18 protein-coding genes are annotated in these 18,599 nt (G+C 68.1%); 1 reads left to right on the top strand and 17 read right to left on the bottom strand.

Annotation, left to right across the window (positions count from 1 at the left end):
• Positions 1 to 28: 28 nt before the first annotated feature.
• From queC to IB223_RS12155, 17 genes are all read right to left on the bottom strand, one after another.
• On the bottom strand, positions 29 to 694 hold the full coding sequence (gene queC, locus IB223_RS12075) for a 7-cyano-7-deazaguanine synthase QueC (protein WP_192201971.1): 666 nt from the start codon (positions 692 to 694) through the stop codon (positions 29 to 31).
• 153 nt (positions 695 to 847) lie between these two features.
• A complete protein-coding gene (queE, locus tag IB223_RS12080) occupies positions 848 to 1,531 on the bottom strand; it encodes a 7-carboxy-7-deazaguanine synthase QueE (RefSeq protein ID WP_192201972.1) in 684 nt (227 codons plus the stop codon).
• A gap of 63 nt (positions 1,532 to 1,594) precedes the next feature.
• On the bottom strand, positions 1,595 to 2,428 hold the full coding sequence (gene ybgF, locus IB223_RS12085) for a tol-pal system protein YbgF (protein ID WP_192201973.1): 834 nt from the start codon (positions 2,426 to 2,428) through the stop codon (positions 1,595 to 1,597).
• Between the two features lie 15 nt (positions 2,429 to 2,443).
• Complete coding sequence (pal, locus tag IB223_RS12090) at positions 2,444 to 2,959, bottom strand: peptidoglycan-associated lipoprotein Pal (RefSeq protein ID WP_192201974.1); 516 nt, start codon at positions 2,957 to 2,959, stop codon at positions 2,444 to 2,446.
• Between the two features lie 58 nt (positions 2,960 to 3,017).
• A complete protein-coding gene (gene tolB / locus IB223_RS12095) occupies positions 3,018 to 4,337 on the bottom strand; it encodes a Tol-Pal system beta propeller repeat protein TolB (protein WP_192201975.1) in 1,320 nt (439 codons plus the stop codon).
• A 101-nt stretch (positions 4,338 to 4,438) separates the two neighbouring features.
• The gene (gene tolA / locus IB223_RS12100; RefSeq protein ID WP_192201976.1) at positions 4,439 to 5,473 is read right to left on the bottom strand and encodes a cell envelope integrity protein TolA; all 1,035 of its coding nucleotides are present in this window, start codon (positions 5,471 to 5,473) and stop codon (positions 4,439 to 4,441) included.
• On the bottom strand, positions 5,463 to 5,906 hold the full coding sequence (locus tag IB223_RS12105; protein ID WP_192201977.1) for an ExbD/TolR family protein: 444 nt from the start codon (positions 5,904 to 5,906) through the stop codon (positions 5,463 to 5,465). The genes tolA and IB223_RS12105 overlap by 11 nt, the downstream gene beginning before the upstream one ends.
• Before the next feature lie 11 nt (positions 5,907 to 5,917).
• Complete coding sequence (tolQ, locus tag IB223_RS12110) at positions 5,918 to 6,691, bottom strand: protein TolQ (RefSeq protein ID WP_192201978.1); 774 nt, start codon at positions 6,689 to 6,691, stop codon at positions 5,918 to 5,920.
• Between the two features lie 39 nt (positions 6,692 to 6,730).
• The gene (gene ybgC, locus IB223_RS12115; protein ID WP_192202414.1) at positions 6,731 to 7,168 is read right to left on the bottom strand and encodes a tol-pal system-associated acyl-CoA thioesterase; all 438 of its coding nucleotides are present in this window, start codon (positions 7,166 to 7,168) and stop codon (positions 6,731 to 6,733) included.
• Between the two features lie 69 nt (positions 7,169 to 7,237).
• The gene (ruvB, locus tag IB223_RS12120; protein WP_192201979.1) at positions 7,238 to 8,278 is read right to left on the bottom strand and encodes a Holliday junction branch migration DNA helicase RuvB; all 1,041 of its coding nucleotides are present in this window, start codon (positions 8,276 to 8,278) and stop codon (positions 7,238 to 7,240) included.
• A 56-nt stretch (positions 8,279 to 8,334) separates the two neighbouring features.
• Positions 8,335 to 10,194 (bottom strand): potassium transporter Kup, encoded by a 1,860-nt coding sequence (locus tag IB223_RS12125; RefSeq protein WP_225591089.1) that lies wholly within the window; start codon positions 10,192 to 10,194, stop codon positions 8,335 to 8,337.
• Positions 10,195 to 10,314: 120 nt separating this feature from the next.
• Positions 10,315 to 10,902 carry a Holliday junction branch migration protein RuvA gene (ruvA, locus tag IB223_RS12130; RefSeq protein ID WP_192201981.1) on the bottom strand — a complete coding sequence of 196 codons (588 nt, stop codon included), beginning with the start codon at positions 10,900 to 10,902 and terminating at the stop codon, positions 10,315 to 10,317.
• 196 nt (positions 10,903 to 11,098) lie between these two features.
• Positions 11,099 to 11,620, bottom strand: a complete 522-nt coding sequence (ruvC, locus tag IB223_RS12135) for a crossover junction endodeoxyribonuclease RuvC (protein WP_142125756.1) — start codon at positions 11,618 to 11,620, stop codon at positions 11,099 to 11,101.
• A 42-nt stretch (positions 11,621 to 11,662) separates the two neighbouring features.
• Positions 11,663 to 12,394 (bottom strand): YebC/PmpR family DNA-binding transcriptional regulator, encoded by a 732-nt coding sequence (locus IB223_RS12140; protein WP_192201982.1) that lies wholly within the window; start codon positions 12,392 to 12,394, stop codon positions 11,663 to 11,665.
• A 57-nt stretch (positions 12,395 to 12,451) separates the two neighbouring features.
• A complete protein-coding gene (locus IB223_RS12145) occupies positions 12,452 to 13,093 on the bottom strand; it encodes an alpha/beta hydrolase (RefSeq protein WP_192201983.1) in 642 nt (213 codons plus the stop codon).
• A 40-nt stretch (positions 13,094 to 13,133) separates the two neighbouring features.
• On the bottom strand, positions 13,134 to 14,249 hold the full coding sequence (locus tag IB223_RS12150; RefSeq protein WP_192201984.1) for an efflux RND transporter periplasmic adaptor subunit: 1,116 nt from the start codon (positions 14,247 to 14,249) through the stop codon (positions 13,134 to 13,136).
• On the bottom strand, positions 14,246 to 17,440 hold the full coding sequence (locus IB223_RS12155; RefSeq protein ID WP_192201985.1) for an efflux RND transporter permease subunit: 3,195 nt from the start codon (positions 17,438 to 17,440) through the stop codon (positions 14,246 to 14,248). Before IB223_RS12155 ends, IB223_RS12150 begins: the two co-directional genes overlap by 4 nt.
• 193 nt (positions 17,441 to 17,633) lie before the next feature.
• On the opposite strand from IB223_RS12155, the gene IB223_RS12160 reads away from it, so the two are divergent.
• Positions 17,634 to 18,596 carry an AraC family transcriptional regulator gene (locus IB223_RS12160; protein ID WP_225591019.1) on the top strand — a complete coding sequence of 321 codons (963 nt, stop codon included), beginning with the start codon at positions 17,634 to 17,636 and terminating at the stop codon, positions 18,594 to 18,596.
• The last annotated feature ends 3 nt before the right edge of the window (positions 18,597 to 18,599 follow it).

An 18,599-nucleotide genomic window follows, 5' to 3' on the forward strand; every position in this document is an offset into this window, starting at 1 on the left:
GTCCGCGATGGGGCGAAACCCGCCCGGTTCACGCGTAGTGCGTGGGGTCCGGCACGCCGGCATCGGCGAAACCGGCGGCACGCAGGCGGCACGCGTCGCAGTGGCCACAGGCGCGGCCCTGCCCGTCGGCCTGGTAGCAGGACACGGTCTGCGCGAAGTCGACGCCCAGCCGCGTGCCCTCGCGCACGATATCGGCCTTGCTCATGTGCAGCAGCGGCGCCTGGATGCGCAGGCCAGCCCCCTCGACACCCGCCTTGGTGGCCAGGTTGGCGAGCGTCTCGAAAGCTTCGATGAACTCCGGACGACAGTCGGGATAGCCCGAGTAGTCCACCGCATTGACGCCGCAGAAGATGTCGCTGGCACCCAGCACCTCGGCCCAGCCCAGCGCGACGGACAGCATGATGGTGTTGCGCGCCGGTACGTAGGTCACCGGAATGCCCGGGCCGCCGGCTTCCGGCACATCGATATCATCGGTCAGTGCGGAGCCACCGATGCTGCGCAGGTCCACGTGCACGGTCTTGTGCGCAGCGGCACCGAGCGTGGCGGCGACGCGCGCGGCGGCATCCAGTTCCGAGGTATGCCGCTGGCCATAGCGCACGCTCAGCGCGTGCACGGCGAAACCCTGCTCGCGGGCGATGGCGACGACGACGGCGGAATCCATGCCACCGGAGAGAAGGACGACGGCTTTTTTCATGGGGGAAGTGTATCGCGATGAGCCCCTCTTCCATCGGGAGAGGGGTTGGGGTGAGGGGTGATGCAAGCCACGGAGAGTGATGCGCCGCGTCTTCGCTCGCCCCTCATCCCTCGCTCCGCGCCACCTTCTCCCGCCGGGAGAAGGAGAAAACGATCACCGCCCCGGCTCGTCGTTCCACAGCAGCTTGTGCAACTGCATCTGGAAGCGCACCGGCAGGCGGTCGGCGATGATCCAGTCGGCGAGCTCGCGCGGCTCCAGTTCGGACTTGCTGGGCGAGAACAGCACGTCGCAGCGCTCGGCCAGGCGGTGTTCGGCGAGCATCCCGCGCGCCCACTCGTAGTCGGCGCGGCCGCAGAGCACGAACTTGACCTGGTCGCGTGCGGTCAGCAGCGGCACGTTCTCAAGCCGGTTGCGGGCCATTTCCCCGGAGCCGGGAGTCTTCAGGTCCACCACGCGCGAAACGCGCGGATCCACGTCGGCGATGTCGATAGCGCCGGAGGTTTCCAGCGAGACGTCATGGCCGGCATCGCAGAGCTTCTTCAGCAGCAGCAGGCAGCGCTTCTGCGAGAGCGGTTCGCCCCCGGTCACGCAGACGTGGCGGACGCCATGGCGCGCGACCTCGGCCACGATGTCGTCGATCTCGCGCCACTGCCCGCCATGAAAGGCGTAGGCCGTGTCGCAATACTGGCAGCGCAGCGGGCAGCCGGTCAGACGGACGAAGACCGTCGGCCAGCCGACCGCATTCGCCTCTCCTTGCAGGGAGAAGAAAATCTCGGTGATCTTGAGGCGTTCCAGCGGGGACTGGACGATCTCGCTGGGGCGGGCGGCGTCATTCATGGGGTGCGCATGATACGCCCTGCCGGCCCGGCGGCCCCAGGAGGGGCCGGAGACGGCGTTTCTTCAGCGCAGACGGCCGAGCTGGATGGCGCGCAGGCGGTCGTCGGCGGTGCGGGCGACATCGGTGCCCGGATACTTGGCGACGACTTCGCCGAGGATACGCTCGGCTTCAGGCAATTTGCCCAGGCCGTAGTCGCAAAGGCCCATCTTCAGCAATGCACCGGGCGCCTTGTCGTGGGTCGGGTACTGCGCCAGCAACGCACGGAACTGGTCCGCAGCCAGCGCGTAGTTCTGGGTGACGTAATAGCTCTCGCCCAGCCAATACAGCGCATTGGGCGCGTACACGCCGCCGGGGTAAAGCTGGAGGAAGCTGGTGAACAGCTGCGCGGCATCGGCGTACTCGCCCGCTTTCAGGCGGTCGAAGGCGACGTTGTACGCGGTGCGTTCATCGCCGGCAGCGGACATCGCCCCCATGTCGCCATGGACGCTGGGCGGCGGCTCGGCGGTGGCTACGACGGCGGGCGCCGGCACGGTGGCCGGCGGCGATGCGGGAGCCTGGCTACCGAGAGGCGGGCTGGCAGGCGTGGTACCGCCGGGGGTCGGTGCAGTACCGCCTTCGAGGCGGTTGAGGCGACCGTCCAGGTCGAGGTACTGGTCGCGGCCGCGCTGCTTGAGCTGCTCGTTCTCGTTCTGCAGCTGTTCCAGCTGCGCGCGCAGTTCGCGCAACTCCGCTTCCTGCTGCGTGAGCTTGTTGAGCAGGTCGAGGTTCTGTTGCGGGTTGTTGGCCTTCGCTTCCAGCGCCGCAACGCGGTCAGCCAGGCTGACGCGTTGCGCCTGGGCGGGAGCGGCGGCCACCAGGGCCGCCGCCAGTACCAGCATGTACTTCTTCGCGATCATCGTGGCGATGACGGCTTACTTCGCCGTGTACACGATCTCGACGCGACGGTTCTGCGACCAGCAGGACTCGCTGGAGTCGGTGCAGACCGGACGCTCTTCGCCGTAGCTGACCACGGTCAGCTGGGCGGCCGAGCCACCGCTGGCCTGCAGGGCCGAGTTCACCGCGTTGCCGCGGCGCTCGCCGAGGCCCAGGTTGTACTCGCGGCTGCCGCGCTCGTCGGCATGGCCTTCCAGCGAAATGCGCGAGGACGGACGGTCACGCAGGTACTTGGCGTGGCAACCCATGATGGCCTGGAACTCCGGCTTCAGGGCGTCCTGGTCGAGGTCGAAGTAGACCACGCGCTGGCGCAGGCAGGCGTCGGTGTCCAGGTCGTTCGGGCCGTAGACGCCCGAGGTGGTCGGCGTGGTCGGGGTGGTCGGCGTCGTCGTGGTGGTGTCGGTCGGCGCTTCCGGCTTGACGGCTTTCTTGCAGCCTGCCAGCACGGCAACGGACATCAGGGACAGCATCAGAACACGGGCGGTGTTGTTCATGGTGATTCCTTCGTCGATAAAACGGGGGGTCAAGGGAATGGACATTGTAGACAGAAACTTAACGCACGGTGCGATAAGGCGACCACGCCGGCTCGCGAACATCGGCGTTGGCCACGACCAGACGCTGGCGTACGCGCGCATCGGCGGAGACCGCGTACAACACGCCCCGCCCGCCTTCGCGCGCGGCGTACAGCACCATGCTGGCGTTGGGGGCGAAGCTGGGCGATTCGTCCAATGAGCCCGGCGACAGCGACGACCAGCGCGCGCCACCCAGGCTGCTGTCCATCAGCGAGATGCGGTAGTTGTTGCCCGCACCCTGCACCACCGCGATCTTCTTGCCGTCATACGACACGCTGGCGGTCGCGTTGTAGCTGCCGTCGAAACTCACCCGGCTCGCGCTGCCGCCGCCGGCGGGCACGCGATAGATCTGGGGGCGGCCGCCGCGGTCGGAGGTGAAATAGATGCTGCTGCCATCGGGACTCCACACCGGCTCGGTGTCGATGGCCGAGGTGTTGGTCAGCTGGCGCAGCGACCGGCTACCCAGGTCCATCACGTAGATCTCGGGATTGCCGCTGCGCGACAGGGTGAGTGCCAGCTGGCGGCCATCCGGCGAGAACGAGGGGGCGCCATTGATGCCGCGGAAGCCGGAGACCTTCTCGCGCGCACCCGTCGAAATGTCCTGGATGTAGATCGCCGAGTTGCCGCTCTCGAAGCTGACGTAGGCCAGCTTGCGGCCATCGGGGCTCCATGACGGCGAGAGCAGCGGCTCGGCGGAGCGGACCACGGTCTGCGGATTGAAGCCGTCCGAATCGGCCACCATCAACGCGTAACGCGTGGCCTTGCCGGTGCCGGCGGCGGTGATGTAGGCGATGCGCGTCCAGAACGCGCCACGCACGCCGAGGATCTTCTCGTAGATGGCATCGGCCATCTGGTGGGCGACATCACGCAAGGCATTCGAACGGGCCGTCATCGCCAGGCCGAGCATGCGCTCCTGCTTGGCGACGTCGAACAGTTCGTACTCCACCCGATACCCGCCATCGCCCGCGTCCACGACCCGGCCGACCACGATGTAGTCCTGGCGCAGCGCGCGCCATGTCGGGTACTGGATTTCGCCACCGCGCGTCGGGCGCTCGGTGATGCTGGCTTCGGGCAGCGCGCGGAATGCGCCCGAACGCTCCAGATCGGCGCGCACCACGGCCGAGACATCCGTCGGCGGCGTGCCCGCACTGCCCTGGTAGGGCATCGGCACCACGGTGATGGGCAGGGCGGAGGCATTGCCGCCGATGATGTCGATCTCGAGCCCTTGCTGCTGGGCGGACGCCAGGGCGGGCACCAGCGTGAACAGGAACAGGGCAAACCAGCGCAGCGGTTTCTTCATGGGCAGCGACTCTGCGGTTGTGCGGGGCGGCAAAGGGATACCAGCCCGCGCGTGAACGTTTTAACAATTGTGAACGGAGGGCAGCGAAACGCCGCGTGAAGTCAGCGGTCGCGGGCCTCGAAATTCAGGGTAAGTGTCCGGGCGAACACGGATTCGAAGCCCTGGTAGGGCAATGGCCGGGCCTTCAGGACCGCACGCTCGATCGAATCCTGCCCGGCGGCGTCCATGGCACAGCCGGACTGCACCTCGGCACTGACCACGTCACCGCCGGGCAGCTGGCGGATCACCACGCGGCAGCGCGTGCCTACCGGCACCGATTCCGGGCGCGTCCACTGGCGCAACACCGCCTCCTGGATCGCCGCGGCATAGCGGCCACGCAGGTCTTCGTCGGTCCCGCCCGTACCTGCGGGGCCGGTCGCCGGTGCAGGCGTGGAGGCCGCTGCGCCCGCCGCCTGGCGCGCACGCGCATCCGCGAGCTGGCGCAGTTTCTGTTCGGCCAGCTGGGCCTCGCGCGCGGCCTGGGCGCGCTGGCGGCGGATTTCCTCCAACCGCTTCTGGTCCGCCGCCTTCTGCTGCGTTTCGGCGGCCACGCGCTTCTGGCGATCTTCTTCCTGCTGCGCGGCGAGGCGGCGCTGTTGCTCGGCCTGCTCCTGCCGCTTGCGCTCCGTCAGGTCGATCTGCTCCTGGCGCCGCTTGGCTTCCTGCTCCTGGCGCGCCTTCTCCTGCGAGATGGCATCGCGGCGGGCTTCGTCCTGGTCGACCGTATCCGGCACCGGCACGCGCTCCTGGGCCTGCGCCTGACGCTCGACCGGCGCATCCTGCGGGGCCGGTTCGGGGATCGGCTGAGGCGGCGGGATGGTGTCCTCGGGGGCCGGCTCCTGCACGGGTTCGGGCATCGGCTCCGGTTGGAAATCGAGTGCCTGTGCGACCGCACGCTGGTCGGCCGCGGACACATCAAGCGTGGCTTCCATCGCCTGCGAGCCTGCCGCATTCAGGCGATCACGGTCCCAGGTCAGGAACGGCGACACCAGCAACAGCACGAGCAACAGCACATGCAGGCCGATGGCCCATGCCACCGCCCTGCCCAGCCCTTCGTCCTGCACGGGCCGCTGGCGCTGGAGGACTTCAGCGTGCATCGCCACCCGCGTTGGTCATCAGGCTGACATTGCCGACCTTCGCGCGCCGCAGCACATCCATCGCGTCGAGCACCTTCTGGTACGGCGCTGCACCTTCGGCCGCGACCATGATGCGGAGCTCATCGCCCTGCTGCGCACGGATCGCCGCAACCTTGGCTTCCAGCGCTGCCGCGTCCAGCACTTCTGGCAGCTTGGCTTCGGGCAACTTCAGGCCGTACCGGCCGTCGGGGTAGGCAATGACGATCACCGGTTCGTTGCGCGTCTCCACCGCCTTCGCGTTGGATGACGGCAACTTGACGTCGACGCTCAGCGTGAGCAGCGGCGCGGTCACCATGAAGATGATCAGCAGCACCAGCATCACGTCGATGTAGGGGACGACGTTGATCTCGGATTTCAGCTTGCGCCGCTTGCGATGGAAGATGCTTCCGGCCATGGTGGCTCCGCTTATTCGGCCGAATTCTGTCGCTGCAGGATGGAGCTGAATTCCTCGGCGAAGCTCTCGTAGCGCACCGACAGCCGCTCGACGCGGGTGGTGAAACGGTTGTAGGCCCACACGGCCGGAATGGCCACGAACAGGCCGATGGCCGTGGCGAACAGGGCCTCGGAAATGCCCGGCGCCACCGCGGCGATACCCGCCTGCTCACCGCTGTTGAGCATGTCGTGCATGGTCACCATGATGCCGAACACCGTGCCGACCAGGCCCACGTAGGGCGCGGTCGAGCCGATGTTGGCCAGCAGTTCCAGGTTGCGTTCGAGCTGGTCGACTTCGCGCGTGTAGGTGACGCGCATCGCACGCTGCGCGCCTTCCAATTGCGCGCGCCCGTCGAGGCCGCGCTTGTCGCGCAGGCGGGTGAACTCGCGGAAGCCGGCTTCGAAGATCGCTTCCAGCCCGGTGACCACGCGGTTGCGGTCGGCAGCGCCGGCATACAGCTTGTGCAGCTCCGCGCCGGACCAGAACCGGCCCTCGAATTCATCGGCGTCGCGGTTGGCGGCCTTGAACACGCGCGCCTTGCGGAAAATGATCACCCAGCTGATCAACGACCCGGCCAGCAGCAGCAATACGATCAACTGGACAGGCAGGCTCGCCTTGAGCATCAGGTTGATGTAGTTGATCCCGCTGTGCACGGTGCCTGCCGTGGCCTCGGCGGCGGCGGCCGCGGTCTCCGGCGGCAATGCCTCCACCACGGTGTCCTGGAAGGCCAGCAGCGTTGCGATCATCCGTTGTTCCTCGAGTCTCGGTTCGTTTTGCGTATCGGGTTAGAGCGGACGGCCCGGTGTCTCGAGCCGGCGGAACTCCTCGTACAACGCCCCAGGCAGCGCGACGGGTCTGAAACCCGAGGCGCTGAGCGCGGCGACTTTCACCTCGGCGGTCAGCAGCACTTCGCCATCCCGCTCGATGGACTGGGCGAAGATCACGCTGGCCCGCTTGCACTGGTGGATGCGCGCGCTCACCTGCAGCAGATCGTCCAACCGGGCGGGGCGCAGGAAATCCAGGCGCATCGCACGGACGGCGAACACCAGGTCGTGGGTCTGGCGCAGTTGTTCCTGGGCGTATCCACGGGCCCGCAACCACTCGGTGCGGGTCCGCTCCAGGAAAGCGACGTACTGCGCGTGGTACACCACGCCACCGGCGTCGGTATCTTCCCAATAGACGCGTGTCGGAAAGATGAACGGAGCCGAATCCCCGGCGATCATCGGCGAATCAGTCGTCAAAGCATGCGCTCCCGCACGTTGTCGTGCATACCATCCTGAAACCAGTGGCCCTCAGAAGAGTTCGCCGGGCGCATCGCCCGCATCGGGCACGCGACCCTTCGGCGTCAACCCCAGGTGCAGATAGGCCTTGCGGGTGGCCATGCGGCCGCGCGCGGTGCGCACCAGGAAGCCCTGCTGGATCAGATAGGGTTCGATGACGTCCTCAAGCGTGCCACGCTCCTCGCTCAGCGCCGCCGCCAGCGACTCCACGCCCACCGGGCCGCCGTCGAAGTTATCCACGATGGTGCGCAGCATGCGGCGGTCGAGTTCGTCGAAACCCTCCGGATCCACCTTCAGCATCTGCATGGCGGCGCGCGCCACATCGACGTCGATGTGGCCATCGGCCTTGACCTGCGCATAGTCGCGCACGCGACGAAGCAGCCGGTTGGCGATGCGCGGGGTGCCGCGCGCGCGCCGGGCGATCTCCCCTGCCCCTTCCGGCACGCAGTCCATGCCCAGGATGCGCGCCGAACGCTGCACGATGCGGGTGAGCTCGTCGGGCGTGTAGAACTCCAGCCGCTGCACGATCCCGAAGCGGTCGCGCAGCGGTGCGGTCAGCAGGCCGGCGCGCGTGGTGGCGCCGATCAGGGTGAAGGGTGGCAGGTCCAGCTTGATCGACCGCGCGGCAGGTCCCTCGCCGATCATGATGTCGATCTGGAAATCCTCCATCGCCGGATACAGCACTTCCTCGACCACGGGCGACAGGCGATGGATCTCGTCGACGAACAGCACATCATGCGGCTGCAGGTTGGTCAGCAGCGCGGCCAGGTCGCCCGCCTTCTCGATCACCGGGCCGGACGTGGACCGCAGGTTCACGCCCAGTTCGTTGGCGATGACATAGCTCAAGGTGGTCTTGCCCAGCCCCGGCGGCCCGAAGATCAACACATGGTCGAGCGCTTCACCGCGACCTTTCGCCGCCTGGATGTAGATGTCCAGCTGCTCGCGGACCGGCTTCTGGCCCAGGTACTCGTCGAGCCGCTTGGGGCGGATGCTGGCCTCGATGGCCTCGTCTTCGCGCGTGGCGGACGAGGTGATGATGCGGTCTGCGGTCATGCGGGGATTATGCGTGAAACCGCCCGTCATGCTTCATCTTTCCCGCGCCGCGCAGGTCAGATTTCGACCTGCGCCCCCAGTTCCACCAACCGGTTGCCGGGAATGCGGAAGAAGCCGGTCGCGGGCGCCGCATTGCGATGCATGACCGCGAACAGCTTGTCGCGCCAGACCGGCATGCCGCCGTGGCGCGCGGCCACGATCGTTTCTCGGCTGGCGAAATAGGTGGTCTCCATCGGGTCGAAGTACACACCACCCTGGTCACAGGAGCCCATCAGCGCCTGCGGCACGTCCGGCGTCTCGGCGAAGCCATAGCTGATCACGACGCGGTAGAAATCGTCGCCGATGGGCTCGATCTTCAGCCGCTTCTTCTTGGGCGCATAAGGCACCGTCAGCGTCTCGACCGTGAGGAACACGTTGCGCTCGTGCAGCACCTTGTTGTGCTTCAGGTTGTGCAGCAAGGCATGCGGCACCACGCCCTTGTCGGCCGTCAGGAAGATCGCCGTGCCGGGCACGCGCACGGGTGGCGCCAGCATCAGGCCCGGCAGGAAGGTATCCAGGCGGATGCCTTCCTTCTGTACTTCGCCATGCAGCAGTTCGCGGCCACGGCGCCAGGTACGCATCATGGTGAACGCGGTGATGCCGATGAACAGCGGTACCCACGCGCCGATGCCGCTCACCAGCTTGGCGCCGTTGGCGAACAGGAAGGCCAGGTCGATCACCAGGAACACGCCGCACAGTGGCAGCACCCACTTGCGGGAATCCGGCCAGCGCGTATAGGCCACGATCGCCAGCAACAGCGTGTCGATCAGCATGGTGCCGGTGACCGACAGACCGTATGCGGTGGCCAGCGCGCCGGAGCTCTGGAAGCTCAGCACCAGCACGATCACCGCCAAGTAGAGCATCATGTTGACCGAGGGCACGTAGATCTGTCCGATCGTGTCCTTCGAGGTGTATTTGATGTGCAGGCGCGGCAGGTAGCCCAGCTGGATGGCCTGGCGCGTCACCGAGAACGCACCGGTGATCACCGCCTGCGAAGCCACCGCCGCCGCCGTCGTCGCCAGCACCAGCATCGGGATCTGCGCCCACCCGGGGATCGACATGTAGAACGGATTGGCCACGGCTTCCGGGTGCTTCAGCAGCACGGCGCCCTGGCCGTAGTAGTTCAGCACCAGCGCGGGCAGCACGAAGGCGAACCAGCCCCAGCGGATGGGACGCTTGCCGAAGTGGCCCATGTCGGCATACAGCGCTTCGCCACCGGTGACGGTCAGCACTACCGCGCCGAGGATCAGCACCGCGTGCCAGTCGTGGGTGACGAAGAAATGCCAGGCCCAGTAGGGATTCAGCGCGGCCAGCACCGAGGGGTTGTGCGCGATGTTGTACATGCCGAAGCCGGCCAGCACGATGAACCAGATGATCATCACCGGTCCGAACGCCTTGCCCACCTTGGCCGTGCCGAACCGCTGCGCCGCGAACAGGCCGGTCAGGATGACCAGGCTGATCGGCACCACCCATTGCTTGAACACCGGCGAGACCACCTCCAGGCCCTCGACCGCGCCCAGCACGGTGATGGGCGGGGTGATCATGCCGTCACCGAAGAACAGCGCCGCGCCGAAGATGCCCAGGATGCCGACCGTGTAGCTGAGCCGCGAGCCCTTGGCGAGGCTGCGCTGGGCCAACGCGGTGAGCGCCATGATGCCGCCCTCGCCATCGTTGTCGGCGCGCATGATGACGATGACGTACTTCAGCGTCACCACCAGCAGCAGCGACCAGAAGCCGAGCGACAGCAGGCCGCGCACGGTGTCCGCGTCCGGCGTCAGGCCGAAATGGGGATGGAACATCTCCTTGATCGTGTACAGCGGGCTGGTGCCGATGTCGCCGAACACCACGCCGACGGCGCCGGCCACCAGCGCGGCCATGCCGGCTTGCGTATGACCGTGCTGCCCGGTGTTGCCGGCGTCGGTATGAGGAGAGGAAGGGCTGGACATGGCGGCCGGAGGGTAGCGCTCGATGAGTGAAGAGGTGCTCTAAAGCCGCGATCAGCGCAAGGCGGACTGCAGGGCCTTGCGGATGATGGTGGCGGCATCGTCGCCGGCCGCAGTCGCGTCGCGTGCCATGCGGGTCGCTTCCGCCGGCTTGTAACCCAACTGCTGCAGGGCGATGGTGGCTTCGGACTGCGGATCGGCCGGCAGCGCGCTGATGCCGCCCACGCCGGTACCCATCAGGTCGGCCGCGCGGTCGCGCAGTTCCACCACCATGCGTTCGGCGGTCTTCTTGCCGATGCCGGGAATGCGCGTGAGCGCAGTGATGTCGCCGGCCTGCACCATGCGTGCGAACTCGTCCACGCTGGCGCCCGACAGCACCGCCAGCGCGATCTTCGCGCCCACGCCGCTGACCTTCTGCACGTCGCGGAACAGCCTGCGTTCGCCTTCGCGCAGGAAGCCGTACAGCGACACGCTGTCTTCCTTCTGCGCGTAATGGGTGAACAGCAGCACCTCACGGCCGACATCGGGCAGATCGTAGAAGGTGCTCATCGGCGCCTCCAGCTCGTAACCGACCCCGCCCACATCGATGACCAGCCAGGGGGGCGACTTGTAAGCCAGGATGCCGCGGAGACGTCCGATCATGGAGAAACTCCTGCGTTTCCCTTCTCCCACCGGGAGAAGGTGGCGCGACGCGCCGGATGAAGGCCGAACCGAGTCCATGGCGGCGAACAGCGGAGCGCGGTCTGCCGCATGAGTCCGCGATCATCCGGACTTCGGCTGCCCTCACCCCAACCCCTCTCCCGCCGGGAGAGGGGCTCGCTCAGCGAACGCCGACCGATCATTTCCTGCTCCAGGCCAGTTGCGAACTCACGCCCAGCCGCTTGGCCGTGGCGCGTACGTGCGCGTGGGTGATGGCGACCGCCAGCGCGTCGGCGGCGTCGGCCTGCAACTTGCCATGCAGGTTCAGCATGATCCCGACCATGTGCTGGATCTGGCCCTTCTCGGCGCTGCCACGGCCCACGACGGCCAGTTTCACTTCCTTGGCCGCGTACTCGTGCACGGGCAGGTCGCGCAGTACGACCGCGCTGATGGCAGCGCCGCGCGCCTGCCCCAGCTTCAACGCCGAATCGGGATTGCGCGCCATGAACACCTTCTCGATCGCGACTTCATCCGGCTGCCAGGTGGTGATGATGTCGGCCAGGCCGTCCAGCAGGCGGCGCAGCCGCTGGGGGAAATCGTCGGCACCCAGCAGCACCAGCGGCGCATGATAGACGTGCGTGGTCTTGCCCGCCGCATCCACGTCGATGATGCCCACGCCGGTACGCTGCGAACCGGGGTCGATGCCGAGGATGCGGGTCACGGGACGTGATGGCCCGCCATCACCCGTCCCCATGCACGGTGACTACGCATACGCATCCGCGCCCAACTCGGCGTTGGAGTAAACGTCCTGCACATCATCCAGGTCTTCCAGCATGTCCAGCAGCTTCTTCACCTGCACGGCCGTATCGCCCTGCACGGCGATGTCGTTGTCGGCGCGGAAGGTGATCTCGGCGTGGCCAGGCGCCAGTCCGGCGGCTTCCATCGCGTCCTTCACCGACGAGAACGCCTCGGGCGTGGTGACCACGTCGATGGACCCGTCATCCGGATACACCACGATGTCGTCGGCACCGGCCTCGATCGCGGACTCGGTGATTTTCTCTTCGTCCGCACCCGGCGCGTAGCTGAGCACGCCCAGGCGCTTGAACATGAAGGCCACCGAGCCTTCAGTGCCCATGTTGCCGCCGCACTTGCCGAACGCATGGCGGACTTCGGCCACGGTACGCACACGGTTGTCGGTCAGGCAATCGACGATCACCGCCACTCCTCCCGGGGCGTAGCCCTCGTAGCGGATCTCTTCGAAGACCACGCCTTCCAGCTCACCGGTCGCCTTCTTGATGGCGCGCTCGATGACATCCTTGGACATGTTGGCCGACAGGCCCTTGTCCACCGCGGCGCGCAGGCGCGGATTGTTGGCCGGCTCGCCGCCGCCGGCGCGGGCCGCCACGCCGATCTCGCGGATGATCTTGGTGAAGATCTTGCCGCGCTTGGCATCGGTGGCGTTCTTGCGGGCTTCGATGGACGGGCCTCTGCCCATGGTGACTTCCGGAGTGCACTGACAAGGGCGCGGATTATACGCGCCCCCATGCGCAGGTCAGTCCTGCCCGTCGAAGCGGCCATCACGCAGGAAGCGGGCCGCCTGGCGTGCGGCATCGGCCGAGAACACCAGCCCCGTATGGCTGGCCGGCACCACGCAATGCGCGGCCAGCCCCGGCAGGCGGGTTTCATCCAGCCCGACGGTGCCATCGGATTCGCCGTCGAAGCGGGTGATCAGCCGACCGATGCCGCGCGCCACGTTCCCGGCCACCATCCCCACCGGCACCGTTCCCTGCCAGGGCACGCAACCTGCCTGCAGCAGCGCACCACTGCGGCCGAGCACGGCCGCCGTCCATGCACGCCGGCCCAGGCTGCGGGCCGCGCCGCTGCCACACAGCGGCGACCCCAGGCAGACCATGCGCTGCACGGGCAGGCCGGGCGCGCGGCGCAGCGCTTCCAGTCCGATCAGCCCGCCCAGGCTATGGCCCACCAGATGGGTGGGAGGGCCGTCCTGCAGGCGGCGGATCAGTGCGGCAATCGCCGGCTCGGGGCCGCCCAGGATGCTCGGATAGCCGAACACCTCCACCTCGAAGCCCTCGTGCCGCAGGCGCCGCGCAAGCGGCGTCAACCAGGACTTCGCGTTCCAGATGCCGTGCACCAGCAAGACACGTGGCCTTGAACCCGCCTCGATTTTTTCCATGGTTCCAGTCTGGCGTGGCCGCCGCCGGAACACCACCGCATCAGGAGGCGGGCTTCTTCACCGTCACCCGCGTCCCTGCCTGAAGCAGCGCATTGGGCGACAGCACGACCTGGTCGCCCACGCTCAGCCCTTCGAGCACTTCGACATCGCCCCCCAGGTCGCGCCCCAGCAGCACGGGCCGGAACTCGAGCACCGAATCCGCACCTACCCGGGCCACGCGCGAGCGCCCGGCCGGACCGGAGATCGCCGACAGCGGCACGAGCACCGCCGGCGCGGCGCGCGGCACCTGCAGGCTGACCTGGCCGACCATGCCTGCCGGAATGCGGTTGTCCGGGTTGGGCAGGCGCAACTCCACCCGCATGCCACCGGCCTCGTCGGAAATGCTCTGCGCGCTGCGCACGATCTCCGCGGCGAAGCGCTCGCCCGGCAGCTCGGGGAAGGTCACTTCCGCCTTCAGACCCGGTCGGACCTGCAAGGCCGCGCCCTGCGGCACGTCCACCAGGATCCGCAGCGGATCGAGTGCGTTGAGTTCGAACAGCGGTGCGGCGGTGGCGGCATCGCCGACCACGCGGTCACCCCGGTCCACGTTGCGCGCGGCGATCACGCCTGCGAACGGTGCGCGCACGCGCTGGAACCCCTGTCGCTCGCGCGCGCTCTCCAGTCGTGCCTGGGCCGCTGCCAGCGCGGCCTGTGCGGCATCGCGGTTGGCGCTGCGGTCGCTGTACAGCTCGCGCGAGATCGCGCCGGATTCGACCAGCGCGGCGGCGCGATCGTAGTTCACCCGCGCCAGCTCCAGCGCCGCGCGCAGGCGAACCACGTCGGCCTGCGTTTCGCGCACGGACTGGTCGGCCTCCGGATTGGCGATCACCGCCAGCACCTGCCCTTCCGCAACGTGGTCGCCCAGGTCCGCCAGGCGCTCACTGACGAAGCCGGTGGCCCGCGGGTAAAGCTGCGCGGTTTCGCCTGCCAGCGCGCGCGCCGGCAGGGTCATCGCGAAATCCGCCTCGGCGGCGCGCGCCTGTGCCGTCAGCACTTCCGGCACGGCCTGCGCCGCAGGCGCCTCCGCCGCGCTGCGGCTGCAGGCGGACAGCAGCACCAGCGCGACCGGCGCCAGCGCGATCGGGAAATACTGACGCAACGCAAGCATCGGCTTCATATCGCTACTCCTGCATCGGCGCCCTGAGCGCCGGCTTCGATTCGGGATTCGGAACGCCGCAGGCGGCGGCCCAGCACGGCCAGGATGGACGGCACGATGATCAGCGTGGCCGGCGTGCCGAACAGCAGACCGCCGATCACCGCGCGGCCCAGCGGCGCGTTCTGCTCGCCACCCTCGCCCAGGCCCAGCGCCATCGGGATGATGCCGAGCACCATCGCGCTGGCCGTCATCAGCACCGGACGAAGGCGCACGGCGGCGGCTTCGTACGCGGCCTGTTCGGGATCGTGGCCGTCGGCGATCAGGCCGCGGGCGAAGCTGGTGACCAGCACGCTGTTCGCGGTGGACACGCCGATCACCATCATCACGCCCATCAATGCCGGCACGCTGAGCGGCGTGCCGGTGACCAGCAGGCCGACCGCCGCGCCGGCGATGGCGATGGGCAGGCCGGACATCGCCACCAACGGCTGGATCCACGACTGGAAGTTGACCACCAGCACCAGGAACACCAGCACCGCCGACATCAGCAGGCCCGTGGCCAGTTCGCCATACGCGTTCTGCATCTCGCCGGCCTGGCCGACGATCTCGATGCGGTTGCCCGGCTTCAGGCGCGGCTCCAGGTCGGCGACGATGTCGCCCAAAGCCGCATGCACGGCGCCGAGATCGGTGCCCTGCACGTTCGCCATCACGCTGGCCGTGGGCGCCATCATCGTGCGCCCGACGCTCGCCGGCACCGTGCGCGGCGACACCTGCGCGATGCTGCGCAGGAGCACCGTCTGGCCGTCGTCGCCAATCCGCACCGGCGTGTTGAGCAGCGTCTCCAGCCCGGCCAGGTTCGCCGGCGGCGCCTGCACCTGCACCGTGTACGACGTGGCATTGGCCTGGTCGACCCAGTACACCGGGCTGACCGTGCCGGCCGAGCCCAGCACCGCAAGCACCGCACGGCTGGCGTCCTGCGCGCTGATGCCCAGTTGCGCGGCCCGCGTGCGGTCGATGGCGATGTAGTACTCCGGCAGGTCCAGCACCTGGCGCAGCATCACGTCGACCGCGCCGGGCACGTCGCGCAGGCGCGATTCCAGTTCGCGCGCCAGCACCAGGTTGCCCGCGGCATCGCGGCCGTTGACGCGCACTTCCAGCGCACCCACCGCGGAGCCGGCCAGCGTGCGGCTGGTGGCATCCGGTGGCCGCTCGAACACCTTCGCGTCGGGATATTTCTGCGCCACGCGCTCGCGGATCTTCGCCAGGTAGTCCGCGCTGGGCCCGTGCGGGCTGCGCAGCTGGAGCATCACTTCGGCCTCGAACGAACCGACCACCGCGCTGTCCACCCACGCCAGGTTGACCGCATCGGGAATGCCGATCTGCTCGTAGACCGTCTGCAGTTCATCGGCCGGCACGATCTCGCGGATCTCGTGCTGGATGTCGGCCAGCCGCTGCGCCGTTTCCTCCAGCCGCAGGCCGGTGGGCAGGCGGACCTGCAGGCGGATCTGGCCCGCATCCACGTGCGGAAAGTACTCGCGGCCCAGCGACAGCGCCGACACCGCGCCCGCGCCGATCATCAGCAGCGCCACCACCAGCAGCACGCCACCATGGTGGCCGAGCTTCACCAGCAGCGCGTGGTGGCGGTCGCGCAGGCCGTCGAGCACGTGCTCCACGCGGTGATTGACCGCCAGCAGGCGGCGCTCGGCCGCCCAGCGCGGCGCCTGCCGGCTGCGGATGTCGGCCGGCAGCAGCAGGTAGCACAGCACCGGGATGAGCGTGCGCGAGAGCAGGAACGAGGCGGCCATGGCGAAGATCACCGCCAGTGCGAGTGGCGTGAACACCCACGCCGACAGGCCCGTCATCAGCAGGATCGGCGTCAGCACGATGCAGATGGAGACCGTGGAAACGAATTCCGGGAACACGACTTCCTTCGCGCTGGCCAGGATCGCGCTGCGCACATCCTTGCCCTCGGCGATGTGGCGGTTGGTGTTCTCCACGTCCACCACGGCGTTGTCGACCAGGATGCCGATCGCCAGGGCCAGCCCGCCCAGCGTCATCACGTTGAAGGTGTAGCCCAGCAGGTAGAGCATCGTCACCGAGGCCAGCAGCGCCAGCGGGATCGCCGACAGCACGATCAGGCTGGAGCGCCACGAGCCGATGAACACCAGCACCACCAGCGCCACCAGCACGCCGACCAGGACGGCCTCGTGACGGATGGAACCGATCGCGTTGTCGACGAACACCGACTGGTCGAAGATCGGTTCGATCCGCATGCCGGGCGGCGCAGAAGCCTCGATCTCCGGCAGGCGCTCGCGCACGGAACGCACGATCTCCACCGCCGAGGCGCCGCCCATCTTGATCAGGGCCACGGACACCGCGTTGGCGCCGTCCATGCGCGCGATGTTGGTCTGCAGCGCACCGCCGTCGCGCACCGAGGCGACATCGCGCACATAGATGACGTTGCCGCCACGCGTGGCGATCGGCAGGTCGAGGAACCCCGCCGCGTCGGCCGGACTCGTCTCCAGCGCGATCTGCAGTTCGCGGGTGCCTTCGCGGATCGTGCCCGATGGCAAGGTGGGGCTGCCACGCTCCAGCGCGCCGGTGACCTGCGCCGGCGTCAGCCCATGGGTCTGCAGCGCGCGCGGATCCAGGTCCACCATGATCTGCCGCGCGGCACCGCCGTACGGCAGGGTCATGCGGATACCGGGGATGGACTGGATCTGCGAACGCAGCTGCAGGCGTGCGTAGTCGTACAGCTGCGCCTGACTCAAGGCATCCGACGACAGCACCAGCTGCAGCACCGGCGTGCTGGAGACGTTGTTGCGCACCACCAGCGGCGGCGACGTGCCCGGCGGCATGCGCCGCAGGATCGTCTGCGAGACCGCGGTGATCTGCGCCAGCGCACGTTCCAGGTTCACGCCCGGCTGGAAGTCCACCCGCACGATGCCGATGCCGCTCAGGCTTTCCGAGCGGACCTCCTTGATGTCGTCGACGTTGTTGAGGACGGCGATCTCGGAGAACGAGGTGAGCTTGGCCGCCATCTCCGCCGCGGGCAGGCCGCTGTACGTCCAGATGATGTTGACCGAAGGGATGCCGACCTCCGGCAGGATGTCGGTGGGCATGCGGCGTGCGGACTGCACGCCGAACAACAGGATCAGGATGGCCAGCACGCCGATGGTGTATCGGCGCGACAGCGCGTATTCGACGATCCACATCGGGATGTTTTCCGTCAGCCTTGGGGGAGGAGATGCCGCCGCATCGCGCAACGCGACGGCATGCAGGCACGATAGGCCAGCGCGTGCCCCGGCGGTTAGCGCATTGCTGCGCGAAACTTGCCCGATTCTGCAAACCACGCAGGCGCGACGATGCACACCCACGCTTTGTCGCGCTAAAGTCACGCTTCGCCGCATGGACCCCTACGCCATGAACGACAATGGTTTCCCCGACAGCGTCGCGCAGCTCCCGCGCCACGTACCGCAGGCGGAACTCGCCGACCGGATTGCCCGATTGGCGACCGACGACGGCGTGCATGCCACGGCCATCCCGTCGCTTTTCCTCATGCGCTTCAGCGAACCGCGGCCGTGCAGTGCCGTGCTGTACGAACCCCGCCTGTGCATCGTGGCGCAGGGCCGCAAGATCGCGATCCTGGCGGGCGAGACCTACCACTACGACCCACTCCACTATCTGGTGGTGTCGATGACGCTGCCGGCACTGGGCCAGATCATCGAGGCCACGCCGGAGCACCCCTACCTGAGCCTGCGCCTGGACATCGACATGGACCAGCTGGGCGCGCTGATGCTCGAAACACCGGCTTCGCGCACGGCCGAAGCGGTGGACCGCGGCCTGTACTCGGCGCGCGCCAGCGGCGCCCTGCTCGATGCGGTGCTGCGGCTGATGCGGCTGCTCGAGGAGCCGGAGGACGTGGGCGCACTCGCCCCGCTGATCCAGCGCGAGATCTATTACCGCGCGCTCACCGGCGATCTCGGCCACCGCCTGCGCGAACTGGTCACCGCCGGCAGCCGCTCGCACCGCATCGCCCGCGCGGTGCAGGCCCTGCGCGACCGCTTCCACGAGCCGCTGAGCATCGATGCGATGGCCGAGTCGCTGCACATGAGCGTGTCGTCGCTGCACCACCAGTTCAAGGCAGCCACCTCGATGTCGCCGCTGCAGTTCCAGAAGCACCTGCGCCTGCACGAGGCCCGCCGCCTGATGCTGGGCGAAGGCCTGGAGGCGAACACCGCCGCGCGCCGCGTCGGTTACGAGAGCGCCTCGCAGTTCAGTCGCGAATACAAGCGCCTGTTCGGCGCGCCGCCACGGTCGGAGATCGTCCAGCTGCGTGCGCAGCCGGCCGCACGCCGGCAGGACGCCTGACGC

It is taken from the genome of Pseudoxanthomonas sp. PXM03, assembly GCF_014852005.1.
Taxonomy (GTDB): domain Bacteria; phylum Pseudomonadota; class Gammaproteobacteria; order Xanthomonadales; family Xanthomonadaceae; genus Pseudoxanthomonas_A.

Bases quoted from the DNA above. Each gene is read 5' to 3' on its own strand.
- pal (WP_192201974.1), bottom strand. From the start codon at position 2,959: ATGAACAACACCGCCCGTGTTCTGATGCTGTCCCTGATGTCCGTTGCC.
- IB223_RS12150 (WP_192201984.1), bottom strand. From the start codon at position 14,249: ATGAAGCCGATGCTTGCGTTGCGTCAGTATTTCCCGATCGCGCTGGCG.
- IB223_RS12140 (WP_192201982.1), bottom strand. From the start codon at position 12,394: ATGGGCAGAGGCCCGTCCATCGAAGCCCGCAAGAACGCCACCGATGCC.
- tolA (WP_192201976.1), bottom strand. From the start codon at position 5,473: ATGCACGCTGAAGTCCTCCAGCGCCAGCGGCCCGTGCAGGACGAAGGG.
- queE (WP_192201972.1), bottom strand. From the start codon at position 1,531: ATGAATGACGCCGCCCGCCCCAGCGAGATCGTCCAGTCCCCGCTGGAA.
- IB223_RS12145 (WP_192201983.1), bottom strand. From the start codon at position 13,093: ATGGAAAAAATCGAGGCGGGTTCAAGGCCACGTGTCTTGCTGGTGCAC.
- ybgC (WP_192202414.1), bottom strand. From the start codon at position 7,168: ATGATCGCCGGGGATTCGGCTCCGTTCATCTTTCCGACACGCGTCTAT.
- ruvA (WP_192201981.1), bottom strand. From the start codon at position 10,902: ATGATCGGACGTCTCCGCGGCATCCTGGCTTACAAGTCGCCCCCCTGG.
- IB223_RS12155 (WP_192201985.1), bottom strand. From the start codon at position 17,440: ATGTGGATCGTCGAATACGCGCTGTCGCGCCGATACACCATCGGCGTG.
- tolB (WP_192201975.1), bottom strand. From the start codon at position 4,337: ATGAAGAAACCGCTGCGCTGGTTTGCCCTGTTCCTGTTCACGCTGGTG.
- ruvB (WP_192201979.1), bottom strand. From the start codon at position 8,278: ATGACCGCAGACCGCATCATCACCTCGTCCGCCACGCGCGAAGACGAG.
- IB223_RS12105 (WP_192201977.1), bottom strand. From the start codon at position 5,906: ATGGCCGGAAGCATCTTCCATCGCAAGCGGCGCAAGCTGAAATCCGAG.
- ybgF (WP_192201973.1), bottom strand. From the start codon at position 2,428: ATGATCGCGAAGAAGTACATGCTGGTACTGGCGGCGGCCCTGGTGGCC.
- IB223_RS12125 (WP_225591089.1), bottom strand. From the start codon at position 10,194: ATGGCCGCGCTGGTGGCCGGCGCCGTCGGCGTGGTGTTCGGCGACATC.
- IB223_RS12160 (WP_225591019.1), top strand. From the start codon at position 17,634: ATGGACCCCTACGCCATGAACGACAATGGTTTCCCCGACAGCGTCGCG.
- queC (WP_192201971.1), bottom strand. From the start codon at position 694: ATGAAAAAAGCCGTCGTCCTTCTCTCCGGTGGCATGGATTCCGCCGTC.
- tolQ (WP_192201978.1), bottom strand. From the start codon at position 6,691: ATGATCGCAACGCTGCTGGCCTTCCAGGACACCGTGGTGGAGGCATTG.